General features: G+C 71.9%; 21 protein-coding genes. 5 read left to right on the top strand and 16 right to left on the bottom strand.

Going from position 1 to position 19,883, the window contains the following annotated elements; all coding sequences use genetic code 11:
* Positions 1-51 precede the first annotated feature (51 nt).
* Both JSX79_RS11695 and JSX79_RS11690 read right to left on the bottom strand, forming a co-directional pair.
* Complete coding sequence (locus tag JSX79_RS11695) at positions 52-1,131, bottom strand: polyprenyl synthetase family protein (RefSeq protein WP_229086395.1); 1,080 nt, start codon at positions 1,129-1,131, stop codon at positions 52-54.
* A gap of 33 nt (positions 1,132-1,164) precedes the next feature.
* Entirely contained in the window at positions 1,165-1,956 is a 792-nt protein-coding gene (locus tag JSX79_RS11690; protein WP_070419487.1) for a demethylmenaquinone methyltransferase, read from the bottom strand.
* Between the two features lie 59 nt (positions 1,957-2,015).
* Between JSX79_RS11690 and JSX79_RS11685 the strand changes: the two genes are divergently transcribed.
* A complete protein-coding gene (locus JSX79_RS11685) occupies positions 2,016-3,275 on the top strand; it encodes an isochorismate synthase MenF (RefSeq protein ID WP_229086393.1) in 1,260 nt (419 codons plus the stop codon).
* Between the two features lie 56 nt (positions 3,276-3,331).
* Here the strand turns inward: JSX79_RS11685 and menD are convergent, their stop codons facing one another.
* Positions 3,332-5,080, bottom strand: coding sequence for a 2-succinyl-5-enolpyruvyl-6-hydroxy-3-cyclohexene-1-carboxylic-acid synthase (gene menD / locus JSX79_RS11680; RefSeq protein WP_308061378.1), 1,749 nt, complete (start codon positions 5,078-5,080; stop codon positions 3,332-3,334).
* Positions 5,073-5,471, bottom strand: a complete 399-nt coding sequence (locus JSX79_RS11675) for a PLDc N-terminal domain-containing protein (protein WP_229086388.1) — start codon at positions 5,469-5,471, stop codon at positions 5,073-5,075. The genes menD and JSX79_RS11675 overlap by 8 nt, the downstream gene beginning before the upstream one ends.
* Positions 5,472-5,536: 65 nt before the next feature.
* Here JSX79_RS11675 and JSX79_RS11670 point away from each other — a divergent pair, with 65 nt between their 5' ends.
* Positions 5,537-5,863, top strand: coding sequence for a DUF4229 domain-containing protein (locus JSX79_RS11670; RefSeq protein ID WP_229086385.1), 327 nt, complete (start codon positions 5,537-5,539; stop codon positions 5,861-5,863).
* Positions 5,864-5,872: 9 nt separating this feature from the next.
* Here the strand turns inward: JSX79_RS11670 and JSX79_RS11665 are convergent, their stop codons facing one another.
* The 4 genes from JSX79_RS11665 to JSX79_RS11650 all read right to left on the bottom strand — a co-directional run bounded on the left by JSX79_RS11665 (position 5,873) and on the right by JSX79_RS11650 (position 9,420).
* Positions 5,873-6,868 carry a 1,4-dihydroxy-2-naphthoate polyprenyltransferase gene (locus tag JSX79_RS11665; RefSeq protein WP_229086382.1) on the bottom strand — a complete coding sequence of 332 codons (996 nt, stop codon included), beginning with the start codon at positions 6,866-6,868 and terminating at the stop codon, positions 5,873-5,875.
* A gap of 86 nt (positions 6,869-6,954) precedes the next feature.
* A complete protein-coding gene (locus tag JSX79_RS11660; RefSeq protein WP_229086380.1) occupies positions 6,955-8,091 on the bottom strand; it encodes an AMP-binding protein in 1,137 nt (378 codons plus the stop codon).
* Positions 8,091-9,020, bottom strand: coding sequence for a 1,4-dihydroxy-2-naphthoyl-CoA synthase (locus JSX79_RS11655; RefSeq protein WP_229086378.1), 930 nt, complete (start codon positions 9,018-9,020; stop codon positions 8,091-8,093). The genes JSX79_RS11660 and JSX79_RS11655 overlap by 1 nt, the downstream gene beginning before the upstream one ends.
* Before the next feature lie 22 nt (positions 9,021-9,042).
* Positions 9,043-9,420 carry a hypothetical protein gene (locus JSX79_RS11650; protein ID WP_229086375.1) on the bottom strand — a complete coding sequence of 126 codons (378 nt, stop codon included), beginning with the start codon at positions 9,418-9,420 and terminating at the stop codon, positions 9,043-9,045.
* Between the two features lie 336 nt (positions 9,421-9,756).
* On the opposite strand from JSX79_RS11650, the gene JSX79_RS11645 reads away from it, so the two are divergent.
* Positions 9,757-10,734, top strand: a complete 978-nt coding sequence (locus JSX79_RS11645) for an o-succinylbenzoate synthase (protein ID WP_229086373.1) — start codon at positions 9,757-9,759, stop codon at positions 10,732-10,734.
* 238 nt (positions 10,735-10,972) lie between these two features.
* Here the strand turns inward: JSX79_RS11645 and ccsB are convergent, their stop codons facing one another.
* The 6 genes from ccsB to JSX79_RS11615 form a co-directional block, all read right to left on the bottom strand.
* Positions 10,973-11,959, bottom strand: coding sequence for a c-type cytochrome biogenesis protein CcsB (gene ccsB, locus JSX79_RS11640; protein WP_071302648.1), 987 nt, complete (start codon positions 11,957-11,959; stop codon positions 10,973-10,975).
* 5 nt (positions 11,960-11,964) lie between these two features.
* Positions 11,965-13,656 (bottom strand): cytochrome c biogenesis protein ResB, encoded by a 1,692-nt coding sequence (locus tag JSX79_RS11635; RefSeq protein ID WP_083295265.1) that lies wholly within the window; start codon positions 13,654-13,656, stop codon positions 11,965-11,967.
* Complete coding sequence (locus tag JSX79_RS11630) at positions 13,640-14,338, bottom strand: cytochrome c biogenesis CcdA family protein (protein ID WP_070419481.1); 699 nt, start codon at positions 14,336-14,338, stop codon at positions 13,640-13,642. Before JSX79_RS11630 ends, JSX79_RS11635 begins: the two co-directional genes overlap by 17 nt.
* 45 nt (positions 14,339-14,383) lie before the next feature.
* Positions 14,384-15,001, bottom strand: coding sequence for a TlpA disulfide reductase family protein (locus JSX79_RS11625; RefSeq protein WP_083403531.1), 618 nt, complete (start codon positions 14,999-15,001; stop codon positions 14,384-14,386).
* The gene (locus tag JSX79_RS11620) at positions 14,998-15,654 is read right to left on the bottom strand and encodes a histidine phosphatase family protein (RefSeq protein ID WP_229086372.1); all 657 of its coding nucleotides are present in this window, start codon (positions 15,652-15,654) and stop codon (positions 14,998-15,000) included. Before JSX79_RS11620 ends, JSX79_RS11625 begins: the two co-directional genes overlap by 4 nt.
* Positions 15,655-15,722: 68 nt before the next feature.
* Positions 15,723-17,213: a SulP family inorganic anion transporter gene (locus tag JSX79_RS11615; RefSeq protein WP_071296701.1), complete on the bottom strand. Its 1,491-nt coding sequence runs from the start codon at positions 17,211-17,213 to the stop codon at positions 15,723-15,725.
* A gap of 53 nt (positions 17,214-17,266) precedes the next feature.
* On the opposite strand from JSX79_RS11615, the gene JSX79_RS11610 reads away from it, so the two are divergent.
* Together JSX79_RS11610 and aspS are read left to right on the top strand one after the other, a co-directional pair.
* A complete protein-coding gene (locus JSX79_RS11610; protein WP_229086400.1) occupies positions 17,267-17,641 on the top strand; it encodes a MerR family transcriptional regulator in 375 nt (124 codons plus the stop codon).
* 228 nt (positions 17,642-17,869) lie between these two features.
* Positions 17,870-19,210 carry an aspartate--tRNA(Asn) ligase gene (gene aspS, locus JSX79_RS11605; RefSeq protein WP_229086370.1) on the top strand — a complete coding sequence of 447 codons (1,341 nt, stop codon included), beginning with the start codon at positions 17,870-17,872 and terminating at the stop codon, positions 19,208-19,210.
* A gap of 117 nt (positions 19,211-19,327) precedes the next feature.
* On the opposite strand, the gene JSX79_RS11600 is transcribed toward aspS, so the two are convergent.
* Positions 19,328-19,621: a Dabb family protein gene (locus JSX79_RS11600; protein ID WP_229086360.1), complete on the bottom strand. Its 294-nt coding sequence runs from the start codon at positions 19,619-19,621 to the stop codon at positions 19,328-19,330.
* Positions 19,618-19,872, bottom strand: coding sequence for a glutaredoxin family protein (locus JSX79_RS11595; RefSeq protein ID WP_071296698.1), 255 nt, complete (start codon positions 19,870-19,872; stop codon positions 19,618-19,620). The genes JSX79_RS11600 and JSX79_RS11595 overlap by 4 nt, the downstream gene beginning before the upstream one ends.
* Between the last annotated feature and the right edge of the window lie 11 nt (positions 19,873-19,883).

Below are 19,883 nucleotides of genomic sequence, written 5' to 3'. Positions count from 1 at the left end.
TCCCGAGGGGGTTCGAGGGGCGGGACCGTCGGTCACCGCGGCGGTCCGGCGCTAGCGGCTGCGTTCGACGACGGACTCGGCGAAGCGGACGAGTGCCCGCTTGACGGTGCCGTCCGGCAGGGGGGCGAGGGCGTCGACGGCGTCCATCGCCCAGCGGACCGCGACGGCACGGGTCGCGGCGGTCGCCTCGTGCTCGCGCAGGGCGGCCACGGCGGACTGGTACGGCGCCGAGTCGACGACGTCGTCCGGTGCGGCGTTCACGTCGCGCTCGATGCGCCCGAGCAGGTCCACCGCGTCGGGGGCACCGGTCGCAGCGAGGCGCTTGAGCTGCAGCAGCGGCAGGGTGTCGACGCCGGCGCGCAGGTCGTTGCCGGCGATCTTGCCGGTCTTGGCCTTCGCGGGGGCGAGGTCGATCACGTCGTCGACGAGCTGGAAGGCCACGCCGACCTTCTCGCCGAAGGTGCCGACGGCGTCGAGGTACGTGCGGTCGGCGCCCGAGAACATCACGCCGGCACGGGCGGCCGTCGCGATGAGCGAGCCGGTCTTGTCGCTGAGCACCTGGATGTAGTGCTCGACCGGGTCGTCCTCGGGCTGGGGGCCCGTCGTCTCGTGGAGCTGCCCCATGCAGAGCCGCTGGAAGGTCTCCGCCTGCATCCGGATGCCCTCGGTGCCGAGGTCGGCCGTGATGAGGCTGGCACGCGCGAACAACAGGTCGCCGGTGAGGATCGCCACGTTGTTGCCGTAGGTCACGTGGGCCGCGGGGACACCACGTCGGACGGGCGCTTCGTCCATCACGTCGTCGTGGTAGAGCGACGCCAGGTGGGTCGTCTCGATGCTCACGGCGGCCTTCACGACCGCGTCGGTCACCCCGTCACCGAGCTGCGCGATGAGGAGCGTGAGCGTCGGCCGGATCCGCTTGCCCCCGGCCGACAGCAGGTACCGGCTCGTGGTGTCGGCGAGGGTGTCGGTGGAGCGCATGGCTTCCTCGAGCCCCTGCTCGACGAGCTCGAGGCCGTCGTCGACCGCGGCGATGAACCGGCGTTCCGCGGGCGTGGCGAACAGTCGCTCGCCGATGCCCAGCGATGCGCGGAGACTCGGTGCGCGACGTGCGACCGGGACGCTCGGATTCAAGTGCTGCTCCGTGTTCGGGGGTGGAGGGACCGGTCAGGCGTCGGTGGGGTCGACGCTCGGCTGCTCACCGGTGTGCTGGTGCTCGCGACGGGCCTTGGCACGCCGGGCGACGGACTCGCGGACCTCGCCCGCGACGGGCTTGCGACCGCGGTGCAGTGCGACGATACCCGCCGTGAGGTTCCGGTAGGCGACGACCGAGAACCCGACGCCGCGCAGCCACTGGCTGAGGACCTGCTGGTCGGGCCACGCCTCGATCGACTCGGCGAGGTAGCGGTAGGCCGCCGGGTTGCTGCTGGACAGCCGTGCCACGCCCGGGAGCACGCGCTTGAGGTACGTGCCGTACCCGAAGCGGAGCAGGGCGAGCGGCGGCGTGGAGAACTCGCAGATGACGACACGACCGCCGGGCTTGAGGACCCGGAGCATCTCGCCGAGGGCCTGCATCGGGTCGTTCACGTTGCGCAGCCCGAACGAGATCGAGACGGCGTCGAAGGTGTCGTCGTCGAAGGGCAGCTGCTCGGCGTCGCCCTCGACGAAGGTGATCTCGGGGTGGCGTTCGCGGCCGACGGCGATCATGCCCGCGGAGAGGTCGAGCGCCGTGACCTCGGCACCCTTCTTCGCGAAGGCTGCTGCGCTCGTGCCCGTCCCCGCGGCGATGTCCAACACCTTCTCGCCGGGCTGGGGGTCGACCGCGCGGACCGTCGCGACACGCCACAGCGGAGCGTTGCCCGCCGAGAGGATGTCGTTCGTGAGGTCGTACTTCGCGGCGACGTCGTCGAACATGGCCGCCACCTCGTCCGGCCGCTTGTTCAGGTCCGCTCTGCTCACCCACAACATCCTAGAGGTCGTGCCCGGACGTTCCCCGCGCGGCGCGTACGATCTGTGGGGTGACCCGAACCACCACGGCGGCCCCACCGCTGACGGTCTCGACCCGGATCCTCGACGACCCGGGCGCCGTCCTCCGCCACACCCTCCGGGACAGCCCGCTCGCGTTCGTCCGGAACGGCGACGGGATCGTCGGCATCGGCGAGGCCGTCCGGTGGACGTTCACCGGCCCGGACCGGATGCGCGAGGCCTCGGCGGCCTGGCGGTCCCTGGTCCGCGACGCCGTGGTCGACGACCCCGTGCAGCTGCGCGGCACCGGACTCGTCGCGTTCGGCTCGTTCGCGTTCGCCGACGACTCGACCGAGACGAGCGTGCTGATCGTCCCGCGCGTCGTCATCGGCCGCCGCCGCGGGAAGGCCTGGCTCACCGCCGTCGACACCACGCTCGACCCCGAACCCCTCACCTTCACGCGCACGTCGGTGCCGGTGCCGCACGTCGGTCCGCACGTGTCCGTCGCGCTCCGACCCGGTGCCATCGACGAGGACGCCTACGCCGCGACGGTCGCCGACGCCGTCCGGAGGATCACCGCCGGTGACGCCGAGAAGGTGGTGCTCGCACGGGACCTCGTCGGGACCCTCCCCGACGGCGCCGACCAGCGAGCGATCCTGCTCGACCTCGCCGAGGCGTACCCGCAGTGCGTCACGTTCGCCGTCGACGGGATCGTCGGGGCGACGCCCGAGACCCTCGCCCGGACCGACGGCACCCGACTCTCGGCGCGTGTGCTCGCGGGCAGTGCGGCGCGTGGGACCGACCCGGTGTCCGACCGCGCCGCCGCCGAGGCTCTCGCCGCGAGCGCGAAGGACGTCGAGGAGCACGGCTTCGCGATCCAGAGCCTGCTGGCCGCGCTCGCCCCGATCGCGTCCGACCTCCGCGCCGACCCGGAGCCGTTCCGGTTGCAGCTGCCGAACCTGTGGCACCTCGCGACCGACGTCCAGGCGACGCTGCCGGTCGGCACGACCTCGCTCGACGTCGCCGACGCCCTGCACCCGACCGCCGCGGTCGCGGGGACCCCGACCGACGTCGCCGTCCGGCTCGTCTCCGAGCTCGAGGGCGTCGACCGCGGGCGCTACGCCGGGCCGGTCGGGTGGCTCGGGGCGAACGGGGACGGCGAGTGGATGCTCGCGTTGCGGAGCGCCCGGATCACCGACGACGGCACCGTGCGGGCGTGGGCCGGCGCGGGCATCGTGGCCGGGTCCGACCCGGCGCGCGAGGTCGCCGAGACGGCCCTGAAGTTCCGTCCGGTCACCGACGCGCTCGCCTAGTCGACTGCCAGGAGGCGCGGTGCCGGCCCGGCGCGCCGGCCGCGGCCCGGTGCCGCTCAGTCGGCCAGCGGCACCTCGATGACGACACGCTCGGCCGGGTCCGTCAGGACCCGCTCGAGGTCGCCCCAGGTCGCCGCGCGCCGGTACTCCCAGCCGAGCCCGGTCACCACCGGCTCGACGTCGACGTGCTGCGGCGTCGTCATCATGCGGCGCATGTCGGCTTCCGGTGTCGTCGCCGCGACCTCGAGCCCCCGGAAGATCGCTCCCCCGCCGTCGTTCCCGACGATGACCTGCACGCGGTGCGGGTGCTCCTCGGTGCCGGTCACGAGCGCCCCGAGGTCGTGCAGGAGCGTGAGGTCGCCGAGCAGGACGCGTGTCGTGCCGACCGAGGCCGTGGAACGCTCGAGCGCGGCGGCGATCCCGAGCGCGGTCGAGATCGTCCCGTCGATGCCCGCGAGCCCGCGGTTCGCGTGCACGCGGATCGCCTTGCCCGCGACGTGCCCGTCGGCCACGCGGATGATCTGCGAAGCGCCGAGCACGAGGCGGTCGTGCGGCCAGGTCGCACCCCAGACGGCGTCCGCGAGCATCGTGCGGTCGACGGCGCGGCGGCGGAGCGCCACCTCGTCGCGGAGGAACTTGTTGCGCTCGGCGCGGTCGCTGGAGCGCTTCGCATCGAGGTCGGGGCCGGCGTCGCCACCGCCGAGCAGCGCGCGGCTCGTGGCGACCCACCGGCCGACCCAGGCGCGGTGCTCCGGCCGGGTGCGGCCCGTCACGCGGACGTCCGACACGAAGGTGGTCGCGGCGTCGGACCGGGAGGCGCGGGCCGGGTCGTACGGATCGGCCCCCGGTCCGCGGACCACGATCGTCTCGACGTCGGCGCGCTGGAGGAGGGCGGGGACCTCGCGGCTGAGGGTCGGGTGGCCGAGGACGACGGCGCGGCGGACCGCGCCGCCGAAGTCCGGGTCACGCAGGAGCTCACGGTAGGTGACGACCAGGTTCCGCCCGAACCGCGCACCGCTCGACACCTCGGCGAGCAACGGCGCACCGAGCTCCCAGGCGATCCGCTCGGCGTCCGCCCCCGCGTCGTGTCCCGCGATGACGACCGTCGCGGGCTCGTCGTCCGGCGCGAGGTCCACGACCGGCAGACCGGAGTGCACGCGCCTGGTGGCGAACGCGAGGTCGACCTCGTCGTCGGGCACCGGCTGGACCGTCCCCTCGCCGAGCCCGGCCGACAGCGGTTCGCGGAAGGCGACGTTGAGCTGGACCGGCCCGGGCTGCCCCGTGTGGCCGGCGGCAGCGGCGACGACTTCGCGCACGAGTTCCCGGACGGTGGCGGCGGTGTCGGCGTCGACCCCGTGCGCGGTGGGTGCCTCGACGTCGCGGACGACGGCGACGGCCGGCCCGAAGAGCCCGGGCTGCACCGTGGTCTGGTTGCTGCCGATGCCCCGGAGCTCGTCGGGGCGGTCCGCGCTGACGACGATCATCGGCACACCGGAGTGGTGCGCTTCGAGCACGGCGGGGTGCAGGTTGGCGACCGCGGTGCCCGAGGTGGTCACGACCGCGGCGGGCCGACCGGACTCGACGGCGAGCCCGAGCGCGAAGAAGCCGGCGGTGCGCTCGTCGAGCCGGACGTGGACGCTGATGCCGCCCGCACGCTCGACGGCGACGGCAGCGAGGGCGAGCGCCTGCGACCGGGAGCCGGGGCTCACCACGACGTCGGTCACACCGGCCCGGGCGAGCTCGGTCAGGAGCGCGACGGCGAAGTCGGTCGCCGGGCTGCCGGAACCGGCCAGGCCGTCAGCGATCGGTGCGGCCGTCGTCGTCGCGGTGCTGGTCGCGGCGGTCTCGGTCGGCGCGTCGTTCTCGTTCGCGGAACTGCTGTTCGAGGTCTCGGAGGATCTCGTCGTCCTGGTCCTTGTCCGTGCGGTGCTGCTCGGGGCCGCTGGGGCCGCCGAGGAAGTCCGGGTCGTCTTCGGGACCACGGTACCCGGAGCCACCGCCGGGACGGGTCGCCGGTGCCCGGCCGAGGACGAACCAGAGGACGCCGCCGAGCACGGGGAGCACGATCACGAGGAGGACCCACACGCCACGGCTGAGGGAACGGACACGCTCGCGGGGCATCGTGGCGCAGTCGATGGCCGCGTAGACCGTGAACGCCACGGCGGCCACGACGACGATCAGCCACAGTCGGATCATGGCCGGGAGTCTAGGTCGGCAGCCTGTGGGGTCCCTGCCGGTTGCGCATCCGTAGACTTGCGCAGGTGAAAGCGTGGCTCGTGTACACCCTGGCCCGCCTCGGCATCTTCGCCGCGGCGCTGGCACTGCTCCTGCTCCTGACGCCGATGCCCGGCTACTGGGCGACGATCGTCGCCGCGCTCGTGGCGCTGCTCATCTCGTACATCGCCCTGCCGAAGCTGCGCGGTCGCGTCACCGAGAGCCTGGCGAACCGTCGACCGGCGCCGGAGCACGACGTCGACACCGACTTCGAGGACGGCTTCGTCGACGCGGCCGACAGCGACTCCCCGGTCGAGCAGCCGGTCTCCGACGCCGACCGCCACGCAGCGCGCCGCGAGCACCGCGACGACTGACCCGCCTGGCTACGGCTGGACGGCGAGCGTGATGCCGAGCATGACGCCGAACACGAGCGACGCGAACGACGACAGCTGGAGCGCCGTGATGAGCTCCCGCGGCTTCCGCGACGAGACGCCGATCGCGAGTGCCGGCAGCGCCAGCAGCAGCGAGAAGTACGTGAACCCGGTGCGGAAGTAGAGCAGCACGAACCAGAGCAGCACCACGTACGGCAGCATCAGGAACAGGCCGAAGAGCAACCGGGCGACCGGCCGTCCGACCACGACCGCGAGGGTGCGCTTGCCCGCGAGACGGTCCTCGTCGATGTCGCGGATGTTGTTCACCATCAGCACCGCACAGGCGAAGAACCCGGTGGCGATCGCAGCGGCCCACCCGCTCGGGGTGACCCGGTCGATGAGGACGAACTGCGTGCCGAGGACGGCGACGAGTCCGAAGAACACGAACACGAAGACCTCGCCGAGCGCGTTGTACCCGTACGGCTTCTTGCCGCCGGTGTAGAACCACGCCGCGACGATGGCGGCAGCGCCCACGAGCAGGAGCCACCACAGCTGGGTGAGCACCACGATGACGATGCCGGCGACGGCTGCGAGCCCGAAGAACGTCAGCGCGACGGTCAGCACGGTGCGGGGCTTCGCGAGTCCGGCTCCGGTGAGACGGGCCGGCCCGACGCGGAACTCGTCCGTGCCGCGCACCCCGTCGGAGTAGTCGTTGCTGTAGTTCACGCCGATCTGCAGGAACAGCGCGACGAGCAGCGCCAGGATCGCGATGGGCAGGTGGTGGCCCTTCGCGAGCCAGTCGCCGAAGTCACCGGCCTCTCCGCTGTCCACGAACCCGACCGTCGTGCCCATCACGACGGGGACGACGCCGAGCGTCAGGGTGCGCAGGCGCGCCCCGCCGATCCAGTCGCCCGCGGTCGCGCGGCGCTTCGTGCGCTGCGGTGCCGCGGCCTTGGCCGGGTTGCCGGAGCGGTTCCTGGACCGGTTCGTGTTCTTCGTGCGTGCCACGACCGTCCATCGTATCCGCGTCCGCCGTGCGTCCGGGACGCCGGCCCAGGAGGAACGGATCGCGATCGGCGGTCGACCCGCGTCCGTCAGGCGGTGGGGTCAGCGATCGCGCGGATCGCCCGGCGGTCCGGCTTGCCGGTCGCGAGCATCGGGAGCCGCTCGACGACGACCACGTCGGCCGGCCGTGCGGCCCGCCCGAGGGCGTCGCCCACCGCGGCGCGGACCACGTCGAGGTCGAGCGGCCGCTCGGTCACGACGACCGGGACCTCGCCCCACTCCCCCGACGCCCGGCGCGCGACCACCGCGCCCTCCTGCCCGTCGAGCCCGCGGACGATCCGTTCGACGGCGCCGAGCGGGACCTTCTCGCCGCCCGAGATCACGACGTCGTCGAGTCGGCCGAGCACCCGCACGACACCGTCGACGACCTCGGCGGCGTCGCCCGTGCGGTACCAGCGGTGTCCGTCGCGCTCGGTGAAGGTCGCCGCCGTGCGGTCGGGGTCGTCCAGGTAGCCCTCGGCGAGCATCGGCCCGGACAGGAACAGCTCGCCGCCCACGAGCTCGGTGCGGACGGTGCCGAACGGGACGCCGTCGTAGACGCACCCGCCGCTCGTCTCGCTCGCGCCGTAGGTCGTCACGATCCGGACGCCGGCGGCGCGGGCCCGGTCACGGAGCGACGCCGGGGTCGCCTGCCCGCCGACGAGCACGGCGTCGAACCCGGCGAGTGCACGGGTGGCCCGGTCGTCGTCGAGCACGCGGGCGAGCTGCACCGGGACGAGCGAGGTGTAGCGCCGCGGTGCCCCGCGACCGGTGACGAGCCGGTCGGCCGCGTCGGCGAACGCACCCGCGTCGAAGTGCCCGGGAGCGACGACGACGGGCGCCGTCCCCGCGGTGATCGACCGGGTCAGGACGTTGAGCCCCGCGATGTAGTGCGTCGGCAACGCGAGCACCCAGCCGCCGGGGCCCCCGAGTGCCGCGTCCGCCGCGGCGGCACCGGCGAGCAGCGCCTCCGACGAGAGCGCCACGCGCTTGCCGGTGCCGGTGGACCCGCTCGTCTCGACGACCAGGGCGACCCGCTGCGGGACGGTGGCCGGAGCAGGTGTCGGCAACGCCGGGGCGCCGTCCGCGACCGGGAGCAGGGCGGGGCCGCCGGCGAGCGCCGCCTCCAGGCCCCGCAGCACGACCGACGGGTCCGACGTGCCGGTCGCGACCAGCGGACGGGCCATCAGTAGTGCCAGGGGAAGGACGTCCACTCGGGCGCGCGCTTCTCGAGGAAGGAGTCACGACCCTCGACCGCCTCGTCAGTGCCGTAGGCGAGCCGCGTGGCCTCACCGGCGAACACCTGCTGGCCGACCATGCCGTCGTCGACCGCGTTGAAGGCGTACTTCAGCATCCGGATCGCCGTCGGGGACTTGCCGAGCACGATCTCGCCCCAGCGGATCGCCTCGCGCTCGAGGTCCTCGTGCGGGACGACGGCGTTCACGGCGCCCATCTCGTACGCGCGCTGCGCCGAGTACTCCTGCGCGAGGAAGAAGACCTCACGCGCGAACTTCTGGCCGATCTGCTTGGCGTAGTAGGCGCTGCCGTACCCGCCGTCGAACGACCCCACGTCGGCGTCGGTCTGCTTGAACCTGCCGTGCTCGGCGCTCGCGATGGTGAGGTCGCAGATCGCGTGCAGCGAGTGGCCCCCACCCGCCGCCCACCCCGGGACGACGGCGATGACGACCTTGGGCATCATCCGGATCAGCCGCTGGACCTCGAGGATGTGCAGCCGCCCCATCGACGCCTGCGCCGCCGCCGGGTCGACACCCTCGGGCGGGGCGCCCTCGTCACCGACGTACTGGTAGCCGCTCCGGCCGCGGATGCGCTGGTCGCCGCCGGAGCAGAACGCCCAGCCGCCGTCCTTCGGGCTCGGGCCGTTGCCGGTGAGGAGCACGACGCCGACACGCGGGTCCTGCCGGGCATCGTCGAGTGCGCGGTACAGCTCGTCGACGGTGCGTGGACGGAACGCGTTCCGCACCTCGGGCCGGTCGAACGCGACCCGGACGATCCCGTGGGAGACGTGCTTGTGGTACGTGATGTCGGTGAACTGCTCCGCGATCGGAGCCTCGGTCCAGACGTCGGGGTCGAACAGGTCGGAGACGGGAGCAGCCATGCTCCAACGCTACCGCCGCGTGCTACAGCCCCGCGCCGTCCGTCGCGGCCGAACCGCCCATGTCGGTCAGCAGCTCGGGGGCGACGATCACGAGCAGCACGATGAGGATCACCGGGTTCGCGAAGAACGCCACGACGACCCCGACGGCGCCGTACCAGCGGCCGAACGACCCCACCGCGGCGACGAACCCGAGCACCGCGGCGATGAGCGTGAGGAAGACCACCACGAAGCAGATGCCGAAGGCGAAGTCGGTGTCGCCGCCCATGAAGACGGCGAAGGCGCTCGCGTCGACCGCGGCGGAGACGACCGCGAGCCCCAGGGCGATCTTGCCGACCACGGGGTTGCGCTTCTTGCGCGCCTTCTGGGCTTCCTGCCGGACGTCGACGGTGTTCCGCTGCATGAGCCGGGCGAACTCGCCGGTGTCGCGACCGGGGGCCTGCGCACGCGCACTCGGAGACTGCGCACGCGCGCCCGGGGTCTGCGCACGCGCCGAGGACGGTGCTGCGGATCGCTGCGACGCGCGCTGTTGCGGTTCCGGCGCCACAGGTCCTCCCTCGTCCTCGGTGCTGGTGCTGGGGTGCCGACCGTGGCCGACGTTCGTGCTGGGGTGCCGACCGTGGCCGACGTTCGTGCTGGGGTGCCGACCGTGGCCGACCGATGCAGACTAGTGCGCTGCCCTGGCGGTCCGCTCCGAGGAACCGTGGGGTGCCCTGGGTGCTCCTGGGATGATGGCCAGGTGCTCCCCGACCTCGACGACCTCCTCTCCGACGCACACGTGGTGGCACTGCCCATGCGGGTGCGGTTCCGCGGCATCACGGTGCGCGAGGCCCTCGTCCTGCGCGGTCCGGCCGGGTGGACCGAGTTCTCCCCGTTCGTCGAGTACGACGACGCCGAGGCCGCCGCGTGGCTCCGCGCCGCGGTCGACTTCGGCTGGACGACGCACGAGCCCGCCGCGGACAGCGTCCCCGTGAACGCCACCGTGCCGGCGATCGCTCCGGACGGCGTCGCGGACCTCCTCGCGCGGTACCCGGGCTGCACGACCGCCAAGGTCAAGGTCGCCGAACCGGGCACCACGATCGACGACGACGTGGCCCGCGTCGCCGAGGTCCGACGGGTTATGGGCCCCTCCGCCGCGGTCCGCGTCGACGCGAACGGACTCTGGGGCGTCGACTCCGCCGCAGAGGCCCTCGAGCGCCTCGCCCCGTTCGACCTGCAGTACGCCGAGCAGCCGTGCCGCACGGTGCCGGAACTCGCCGAGCTCCGGCAGCGGATCGCCGGACTCGGCGTGCCGATCGCCGCGGACGAGAGCGTCCGCAAGGCCTCGGACCCGCTCGCCGTCGCCCGGGCCGGTGCCGCCGACGTCCTCGTCGTGAAGGCACAGCCCCTCGGCGGCATCACCGCCGCGCGTGCGGTCGTCGCTGACGCCGGGCTCCCCTGCGTGGTGTCGAGTGCGCTCGACACGTCGGTCGGGCTGGGGATGGGAGCGTTCCTCGCGGCCGAGGCGATGTCGCCCGGGTACGCCGCGGGGCTCGGCACCGCGGCGATGTTCACGTCGGATGTGTCGGCGGCACCGCTGCTGCCGGTGGACGGGCGGGTGCCGGTGCGGCGGGTCGAGGTCGACCAGGACCTGCTCGAGCGGAACGCGGCGTCGCCGGAGCGTGCCGCGTGGTGGCTCGCGCGGCTCGAGCGGGTGCACGCGCTCCTCGCCGGCTAACCGGCCGCCCGGCCGCCCGGGTCGGCCCGGTCGCACGACCTGCCGCTCACGTTCGCAGAGGTCGCACGTTCGGTCGCTCCGACGCGCGCCGGGCGACGGATTGCGCGACCTCGCGCTCGCGCCTGGGCTCGCGCCTCGGACTCGCGCCGACGACGGACGGGAGGCGCGGTGCCAGCTGGCACCGCGCCTCCCGTCCGGTGGTGGTCGCGACCTGGGCCGCATCAGCGACCCGTCCGGCTCACAGTCCGGAGTAGCTGTGCAGGCCCTTGAAGAACACGTTCACGACCGAGAAGTTGAACATCACCGCGGCGAAGCCGATGAGGGCCAGCCAGGACGACCGCGCGCCACGCCACCCGCGGGTCGCACGTGCGTGGATGTACCCGGCGTAGACCACCCAGATGATGAAGGTCCAGACCTCTTTCGTGTCCCACCCCCAGTAGCGACCCCAGGCGCGCTCGGCCCAGATCGCACCGGCGATGAGCGTGAAGGTCCAGAGGACGAACCCGACGAGCAGGACACGGTAGGTGAGGACCTCGAGCCGGTCGGCGTCCGGCAGCGTCTCCATGAAGCGGAGCTTGCCCGAGGCGGTCCGACCCTGGCGGTAAGTCTGCACGAGCTGCGCCACGGCGAGCCCGGCGCCGAGGGCGAAGAAGCCCGTGCCGGCGATGGCGACGAAGACGTGGATGACGAGCCAGTACGACTGCAGCGCGGGCTGCAGCGGCACGACGGGCACCCAGTAGTTCACGGTCGCGATGCCGAGCAGGATGATCGTCAGGCCGGTGATGAAGACACCGAGGAACTTCAGGTTCTGCCAGAACTGCACGAGCAGGAAGATCAGGGTGATCAGCGCCGTGCCGGTCAGGGAGAACTCGAACATGTTGCCCCACGGCACGCGGTCGGCCGCGATCCCGCGCAGGACGACGGACGCGACGTGCAGCACGAGCGCGAGGATCGTCATCGCCATGCCGACCCGCTCGAACTTCGTCCCGCGGCGCCCGGCTCGTTCGTCGGTGACGGCGACCTGCTCGAGGACGACGGTGCCGCCCTGGACGGTCGCGACGGTCCGCTCCGCGCCGACGGCGGGCGCCGCAGCGGCGTCGGACGCAGCCGTCACGTTGCCGGCCCGCTTCGCCATGTCGAGGGCGAACGCGATGAACGCGATGACGTAGACCGCCATCGCGGAGTACGTCAGCACGACCGAGTAGGTCGCGAGGTTCGTGGTCATGTCGTTCACTGGGGCATCCTAACTCCGAGGTCCGACGTGTGGCGCTTGGCGATGTCCGCCACGGCCCGTTCGAGGTTCGGGTCCTCGCCGCGTGCGAGGCCCGCGTACTCGAGGTCGTAGCCCGGCTCGGCGTCGGCGCTGCCGTCGCGGCGCGGCACGACCTTCACCCACACGCGACGGCGCGGGACGAAGAGCGACGTGAGGAGCCCGAGGACGGACAGCACGGCGAAGCCGCCGACCCACAGCTGCGACGGGTCGTGGTGGACGTCGAGCGAGACGTAGCGCTTCACTCCGTCGAACGTGATCGACCCCGCGCCGTCCGGCAGCGTCTTGGTCTGCCCGGGCTTCAGCTCGACGCTGGCGGTCTTGGACTGGCGGCCCGCGATCTGCTGCAGGCCGCTCGTGTCGAGCGTGTAGACGCTCTGCGGGACGCCGTCGTCGAGCCCGAGGTCACCCGTGTAGACCTGCAGGGTCAGCAGCGGGTTCTGGTCGTCCGGGTAGGCGCTCGCGTACGCGCCGGTCGAGAGCTTCGACGCCGTCGGGTAGAAGAACCCGACCATGCCGAGCTGGTCCGGCAGCGCGTCCGGCACCTTGATGACGCCGGTCGACGTGTAGTTCGCGTCCTCGGGGAGGAACGGCACGGTGTCCTTGAATGCCACGTTGCCGTCGCCGTCGCGCACGGTGACGTCCATCGCGTAGCCGTTGCCGAGGAGGTAGACGTTGGTGCCGCCGACGCTCACCGGGTCGTTGACGCCGAGTCGGCTCGTCTGCTTGGAGCCGCCCTTCTCCTGCGTCGTGACCGTCGCCGAGTAGTCGAGCGCCTGGCCGAGGGCGTCGAGGTTCCGCTCCTCGTACTTGGTGACGAACTTGTCGAGCGTGAAGTTGTAGCCCTTGAGGTCGCTCTGCTGGAACCAGCGACCGGGGTTGAACGAGTCGTACGAGCCGAGCACGTTCGAGAACGTCTGGCCCTCGACGAGGAGCCGCTGACCGGTGTACCCGAACCCGCCGCCGACACCGACCGCGAGCAGCACGCCCACCAGCGCCGCGTGGAACACCAGGTTGCCGGTCTCGCGCAGGTAGCCGCGCTCGGCGCTCACCGAGTCGCCGAAGCGTTCGACGCGGTAGCCGGAGCGCTTGAGGATCGCCATCGCGCGGGTGACGGCGTGCTCCGGCGTGACGCCCTCGCCGTCGACGGCGACCGAGCGGTAGCCGGCCAGACGGCTCAGGCGGACCGGGGTCTTCGGGGGTCGGGTGCGCAGCGCCTGCCAGTGGTGCTTCGTGCGCGGGACGATGCAGCCGATCAGGGAGACGAAGAGCAGCAGGTAGATCGCCGAGAACCACACCGAGGTGTAGGTGTCGAAGACCTGCAGCTTGTCGAGGACCGGGAAGAGCTGCGGGTGGTCCGCCTTGTACTGGACGACGCCGTTCGGGTCGGCCGTGCGCTGCGGGACCAGGGACCCCGGGATCGCCGCGAGTGCCAGCAGCATGAGGAGGAACAGCGCCGTGCGCATGCTCGTGAGCTGCCGCCAGAAGAAGCGGAGGTACCCGACGGCCCCGAGCTTCGGCTGGTTGACGCCGGAGTCGCCCGACCCGCCTGCAGCCGTCTCCGGGCCGGATCCGTCGACGTGGTCCGACGGTCGCTGCGGGTCCGCCGAGGTGTCGGTGGAGTCGATGTCGGGGTCAGACTGCGGGGACAAAGGTCTGGATCACCGCCCCGACGCTCGACATGACGGCCGACCAGATGCCGGTGACCATGAGCAGACCGATGACGATCAGGATCGCTCCTCCGATGATGTTGACGATGCGCATGTGGCGCTTCACGGCGCGGATCGCACCCGTGGCCCAGCCGGCGCCGAGCGCGACGAGGACGAACGGGATGCCGAGGCCGAGGCAGTACGCGACACCGAGCCACATGCCCTGCCAGGCGCTGCCGGACTGGACACTGAGCAGGTTGATCGCCGCGAGGGTCGGGCCGAGGCAGGGCGTCCAGCCGAGCCCGAACACGATGCCCAGCAGGGGCGCACCGACCAGGCCGGTCGCGGGCGTCCACCCGGGCTTGATCGTGCGCTGCAGGAAGGTGAAGCGGCCGACGAAGACGAGACCCATCGCGATGACGACGACGCCGAGGATCTGCGTGATGAGGTCGCGCCACCGGACGAGCCAGAACCCGAGCGCGCCGAAGACCGTCGTGTACGCCACGAACACCGCGGTGAAGCCGAGGATGAACAGCAGCACCCCGAGCACCACGCGACCGCGGCGCTGTCCGCCCTCGGCGACGCCGCCGACGTAGCCGAGGTAGCCCGGCACGAGGGGCAGCACGCACGGGGACAGGAACGACACGAGCCCGGCGAGTGCCGCGACGGGGAGCGCCACGGCCATCTGCCCGCTGAGGATCGCGTCGGCGAAGGGGTTGCTGGACACGGGTCAGGAAGCCTTGCCCGACAACTCGTCGGAGACGAGTGTGTTCAGGATGCCCGGGCCGTCGACCGCACCGAGGACGCGGGCGGCGACGCGGCCCTGCTTGTCGAGCACGATCGTGGCGGGCACGGCGTTCGGGGCGATCTGCCCGGAGAGCGCGAGCTGCATCGCGCCGGTCTTCTGGTCGAGCACCGTCGGGTAGTCGACCTTGAAGGTGCGCTCGAACGCCTCGGCGGTGGCCTGCTCGTCACGGACGTTGACGCCGATGAACTGGACGTCGTCGTCGGCGAACTGGTCGTGGACCGTGTTGAGGTACTTCGCCTCGGCACGGCACGGCGGGCAGCCGGCGTACCAGAAGTTGAGGACGACGACCTTGCCCTTGAGCTCCTTCGACGACAGGGTCTCGCCGTCGATGTCCTTCGCCTCGAAGTCGACCGCGTCGGTGCGCTTGTCGGCGGCGACCTCGGTCACGGCGCCGTCACCGGAGATGTAGTTCTGGGTCGTGCCGCTGCCGTACTGCTTCGACAGCGAGTCGTTGTCGGACGAGCACCCCGTCAGGACGAGGGCGGCGGTCACCGCCGTCGCCGCGAGCACCGCGAACCGCTTGCTCCTGCTGGTGATCACACTGCTCCTTCGTCGATGGCGGTCGCGCGCAGGGCCTGCGCCGGGTCCGCGTACCCGACTTCGGTGAACCGACCGGACGAGGTGGCGGGTACACGCTCGACGGTGGTGATGCTGGAGAGGTCGCAGCGTCGCTTGCGCGGGTCGTGCCAGAGCTGCTCGCCGGCGAGACGGCGGTGCACCATCCAGATCGGCAGCTGGTGGCTGACGAGGACGACGTCACCGTCGTCGACGCTCTCCCACGCCGTGGCGATCGCCGCGAGCATCCGGTTCGCGATGGACTCGTACGCCTCGCCCCAGCTCGGCCGGAACGGGTTCGCGATCCAGGGCCACTCGGCCGGGCGTCCGAGCGAACGCTTGGTGAAGCCCGGGGGCTGCCCCTCGTACCGGTTGGTCGGCTCGATGAGCCGCTCGTCGAGGGCGACCTCGAGCCCGAAGGCCTCGGACCAGGGCGCCGCGGACTCCTGCGTGCGCTGCAACGGCGAGGCCACGATCCGCCGGACGTCGATGCCGGCGTCCTTCCACGCGGTCGCGGAGGCGAGGGCCATCTGCTTGCCGAGGTCGCTCAACCCGAAGCCGGGGAGCCGCCCGTAGAGGACACGGTCCGGGTTGTGCACCTCGCCGTGACGGACGAGGTGGATTCGGGACGCGGGCATGGGTTCCAGTGTAGGTCGCTCAGGGGTTCCCACCGCCCGCACAGGGGATTCACCGGATGCGGAACCACTCAGCCCAGTTCGCCGGAGAGCCGCCCGTGGAGCGCCGTGGACCCGGTGTTGAGGTGCACCACCTCGACCGTCGACCCGTGCTTGGCGAAGCGCTGCTCGACCCCGTCGAGCGCCGCGACCGTGCTGGCGTCGAACACGTGCGCGTCGGACATGTCGATGACGACGTGCTCGGGGTCCTCGGCGTAGGAGAAGCGGGTGACGAGGTCGTTCGACGAGGCGAAGAACAGCGCCCCGCGGACCCGGTAGCGGACCGTGTGCTCGTCGACGACCTCACGCGCGACGGTCACCACGTGGGCTGCTCGGCGGGCGAAGACGAGCGCGGCGACGACCACCCCGACGAGCACACCGGTCGCGAGGTTGTCCGTGGCGACGACGACCACGACCGTGATCACCATCACCGCCGTCTCGCCGAGGGGCATCCGCCGGAGCGTGCGGGGGCGGATGCTGTGCCAGTCGAAGGTGGCGACGCAGACCATGATCATCACGGCGGTGAGCGCGGCCATCGGGATCTCGGCCACGAGGTCGTGCAGGACGATCGTCAGCACGAGCACCGACGCTCCGGCGGCGAACGTGGAGATGCGCGTCCGGGCCCCGGCCGTCTTCACGTTGATGACGGTCTGGCCGATCATCGCGCAGCCACCGGTGCCGCCGAAGAAGGCCGACGCGACGTTCGCGATGCCCTGGCCCCACGACTCCCGCCACTTGCTCGAACCGGTCTCGGTGATCGAGTCGACGAGCTGCGCGGTGAGGAGCGTCTCGATGAGCCCGACGATCGCGACGCCGAACGCGTACGGCGCGATGGTCTGCAGCGTGTCCAGCGAGAACGGCGTGGTGATGCCGCTGAACCCGGGCAGCGCGCTCGGCAGCGCACCCTCGTCGCCGACCGTGGGCACGGCGACGCCGAACAGGATCGTGATCGCGGTGATCACGACGACGGCGACGAGCGGTGCCGGGACCGCCTTCGTGACGAACGGGAACCCGATGATGACGGCGACGCCGAGCGCCGTGAGCGCCCAGACCACCGCCGGCACGTCCGGCCCGAACAGGTTCGGCAGCTGCGCGGTGAAGATCAGGATGGCGAGGGCGTTCACGAACGCGACGTTCACGCTGCGCGGGATGAACCGCATGAGCCGGGCGACCCCGAGGAAGCCGAGCACGATCTGGATGAGGCCGCCGAGGACGATCGTCGGGACGAGGTACGCGATCCCGTGGTCGCGCACGAGCGGGGCGATCACGAGCGCCACGGACCCGGCAGCGGCGGAGATCATCGCCGGACGGCCGCCCACGATCGAGATCACGACGGCGATGACGACGCTCGAGAAGAGCCCCACCGCCGGGTCCACGCCGGCGACGACCGAGAAGGAGATCGCCTCAGGGATGAGGGCGAGCGCGGTGACGATCCCGGCGAGGACCTCGCGCGTGAGGAGGCGGGGCGAACGCAGGGCGCTGAGGACGCTCGGAGCGGTGGGAGCGTGGGTGGTCACGGACATCGCCCTGAACTCTACCCTCACGTGAGGGTAGAGTCGTCCCCGTGAGCACCACGATGCACATCGGCGAACTGGCCGACCGCGCCGGGATGTCCCTCCGCACGATCCGGCACTACGACGAGGTCGGGCTGCTCGTGCCGAGCGGACGGACGACCGGCGGGTTCCGGGTCTACACGGAACAGGACCTCGAACGGCTGCTCGTGATCCGGCGGATGAAGCCGCTCGGGTTCACGCTGGACGAGATGGCCGAGCTGCTCCGGGTCGTCGACGGTCTGGCCGCGAAGGACCCCGGGAACGCGCCAGCGCTGGCCGCACGGCTCGACGAGTTCCTCGTGGACGCGCGGGCGCGGCACGCGAAGCTCGTCGAGCGGGCGGGCATGGCCGAGGAGTTCATCGGGACACTCGGCACCCTGCGCGCTTCACTCCCGTGACAGCTCCCCCGCCGCGGGCGGCCGGGCCGCGAGCCCCTCGACCCCTGCCGTCGTGCGGGGCCTCCCTCCAGCTCGCGACCCGGCCACGTCGGGAACGCTCCGGAGACATCGGACCCGGCCCGCGCCTCCGGGCCCACCCTGTGGACGATGCCGGACGCCAGCCGACCTGTGGAGGAACGAACGCACCCGACGACGGCGCCCGAGGCGCAACCGGTAGACTCGACCACCGTGATCGAACGCACCCGCATCGCCGACCTCGCCGCACGCCCCGACGGCCCCGTCTCCGTCGCCGGATGGGTGGAGACCGTCCGAGACCAGAAGAAGGTGCAGTTCGTCGTCCTCCGTGACGAGTCCGGCGCCGCACAGCTCGTCAACCCCGCCACGCGCGAAGCGGTCGAGGGCGACGACGCCTCCGCTGCTGCACTCGCGACGACCGAGGCGATCTCCGGCCTCGCGCACGGCACCTTCGTGCACGTGCAGGGCACCCTGAAGCACGACGAGCGCGTCAAGCTCGGCGGGCTCGAGGTCAAGGTCGGCGACCTGACCGTCATCAGCGCCGCCGTCCCGGAGACGCCGATCGCGGACGACTCCTCGCTCGACAAGCGCCTCGACTGGCGCTTCCTCGACCTGCGCAACCGCAAGCAGAACCTCATCTTCCGCATCCAGACGACGATGGAGCACGCGTTCCGCACGTACTGGGTCGAGCGCGACTACATCGAGATCCACACCCCGAAGCTGATGGCCTCGGCGTCCGAGTCGCGTGCCGAGCTCTTCCAGCTCGAGTACTTCGAGACGACGGCGTACCTCGCGCAGTCGCCGCAGAACTTCAAGCAGATGGCGCAGCCGGCCGGCTTCGGCGCGGTCTTCGAGATCGCCGACGCCTTCCGTGCGGACCCGTCGTTCACGAGCCGCCACGCGACCGAGTTCACGAGCGTCGACGCCGAGATCTCGTGGGTCGAGTCGCACGAGGACGTCATGGCCATGCACGAGGAGCTCCTCGTCGCCGGCTTCACCGCCGTCAAGGAGAAGTACGGCACCGAGATCGAAGCGGTCTTCGGCTTCGACTTCGTCGTCCCGACCGCACCCTTCCCCCGCGTGACCCTGGCCGAGGCCCGGAAGATCGTCGCCGACAGCGGCTACGAGGTCGTCCGCGCCGACGGTGACCTCGATCCCGAGGGCGAGCGCCGCGTGAGCGCCTGGGCGAAGGAGACGCATGGTTCGGAGTTCGTCTTCGTCACCGACTACGACGCGTCGATCCGCCCGTACTACCACATGCGTCACGCCGACGACCCGACGCTCACGAACAGCTACGACCTGCTGTTCAACGGTGCCGAGATCTCGACGGGTGCACAGCGCGAGCACCGTGTCGACACCCTGACGGCGCAGGCCGTCGAGAAGGGCCTCGACCCCGAGGAGCTCGGCTGGTACCTCGACTTCTTCCGCTACGGCGTGCCGCCGCACGGTGGGTTCGGCATGGGCCTGGCGCGCGTGCTCATGCTCGCGCTGCACGAGCCGTCCATCCGCGAGGTCACGTACCTGTTCCGCGGCCCGACGCGCCTCACCCCGTAGTCCGCGGCACGGCCGCCGGCCTTCGTGTGCAGAAATGGTCGCTTCCCGAGTCGGGAGGCGACCATTTCTGCTCACGAAGCGAGCGCGGCGCGCGCGGCGCGGGCCTGGAGGCGCGGCTCAGCTCTCCCAGTCGATGGCCGCCCGCCCCGTGACCAGGCCACGGATCTCCGCTGCCGCGGCCTGGTGCTGCGGGTGCACCTGGTACTCGTCGAGGCCGGCGAGGTCGTCGAAGGTCGCCACGACGGCGACGTCCTGGTTCTTCCCCGGGTAGGCGACGTTCTCGACGACCTGCAGGGAACGGATCGAGCCGACGGTGCCGATCAGCCCGACGAGGAGCTCGCGGATCCGCTCGACGGACTGTGCGCGGTCGAGGTCCTCGCGCAGGGTCCAGGAGACGACGTGGTGGATCATGCGCGGGCCTCGGCCTTCTCGAGGGCACGGTGGAGCCGGTCGGCGTCGACGTGCCAGTTGCTGTGGACACGCCCGTCGACCAGGACGACCGGGATGTCCTCCGCGTACTCCAGGCGGAGGGCGTCGTCGTCGAGGATGGACAGCTCCTGCAGGGTCGTCCCCGGGTGTTCGGCCACGACGCGTTCGACGACCGGACGGGCGTCGTCGCAGAGGTGGCAGCCGGGCTTGGTCAGCAGGGTCACGGCGGGCATGGGACCACCAT

Source organism: Curtobacterium sp. GD1, assembly GCF_020882855.1.
Taxonomy (GTDB): Bacteria; Actinomycetota; Actinomycetes; order Actinomycetales; family Microbacteriaceae; genus Curtobacterium.
Note: the sequence above shows the minus strand (reverse complement) of the source record. Positions and strands in the feature narration are given on the sequence as shown.

Bases quoted from the DNA above. Each gene is read 5' to 3' on its own strand.
- JSX79_RS11675 (WP_229086388.1), bottom strand. From the start codon at position 5,471: ATGATCCGACTGTGGCTGATCGTCGTCGTGGCCGCCGTGGCGTTCACG.
- JSX79_RS11660 (WP_229086380.1), bottom strand. From the start codon at position 8,091: ATGGCCCGTCCGCTGGTCGCGACCGGCACGTCGGACCCGTCGGTCGTG.
- JSX79_RS11655 (WP_229086378.1), bottom strand. From the start codon at position 9,020: ATGGCTGCTCCCGTCTCCGACCTGTTCGACCCCGACGTCTGGACCGAG.
- JSX79_RS11650 (WP_229086375.1), bottom strand. From the start codon at position 9,420: ATGCAGCGGAACACCGTCGACGTCCGGCAGGAAGCCCAGAAGGCGCGC.
- ccsB (WP_071302648.1), bottom strand. From the start codon at position 11,959: ATGACCACGAACCTCGCGACCTACTCGGTCGTGCTGACGTACTCCGCG.
- JSX79_RS11630 (WP_070419481.1), bottom strand. From the start codon at position 14,338: ATGGCCGTGGCGCTCCCCGTCGCGGCACTCGCCGGGCTCGTGTCGTTC.
- JSX79_RS11620 (WP_229086372.1), bottom strand. From the start codon at position 15,654: ATGCCCGCGTCCCGAATCCACCTCGTCCGTCACGGCGAGGTGCACAAC.
- JSX79_RS11615 (WP_071296701.1), bottom strand. From the start codon at position 17,213: ATGTCCGTGACCACCCACGCTCCCACCGCTCCGAGCGTCCTCAGCGCC.
- JSX79_RS11610 (WP_229086400.1), top strand. From the start codon at position 17,267: ATGCACATCGGCGAACTGGCCGACCGCGCCGGGATGTCCCTCCGCACG.
- JSX79_RS11600 (WP_229086360.1), bottom strand. From the start codon at position 19,621: ATGATCCACCACGTCGTCTCCTGGACCCTGCGCGAGGACCTCGACCGC.
- JSX79_RS11595 (WP_071296698.1), bottom strand. From the start codon at position 19,872: ATGCCCGCCGTGACCCTGCTGACCAAGCCCGGCTGCCACCTCTGCGAC.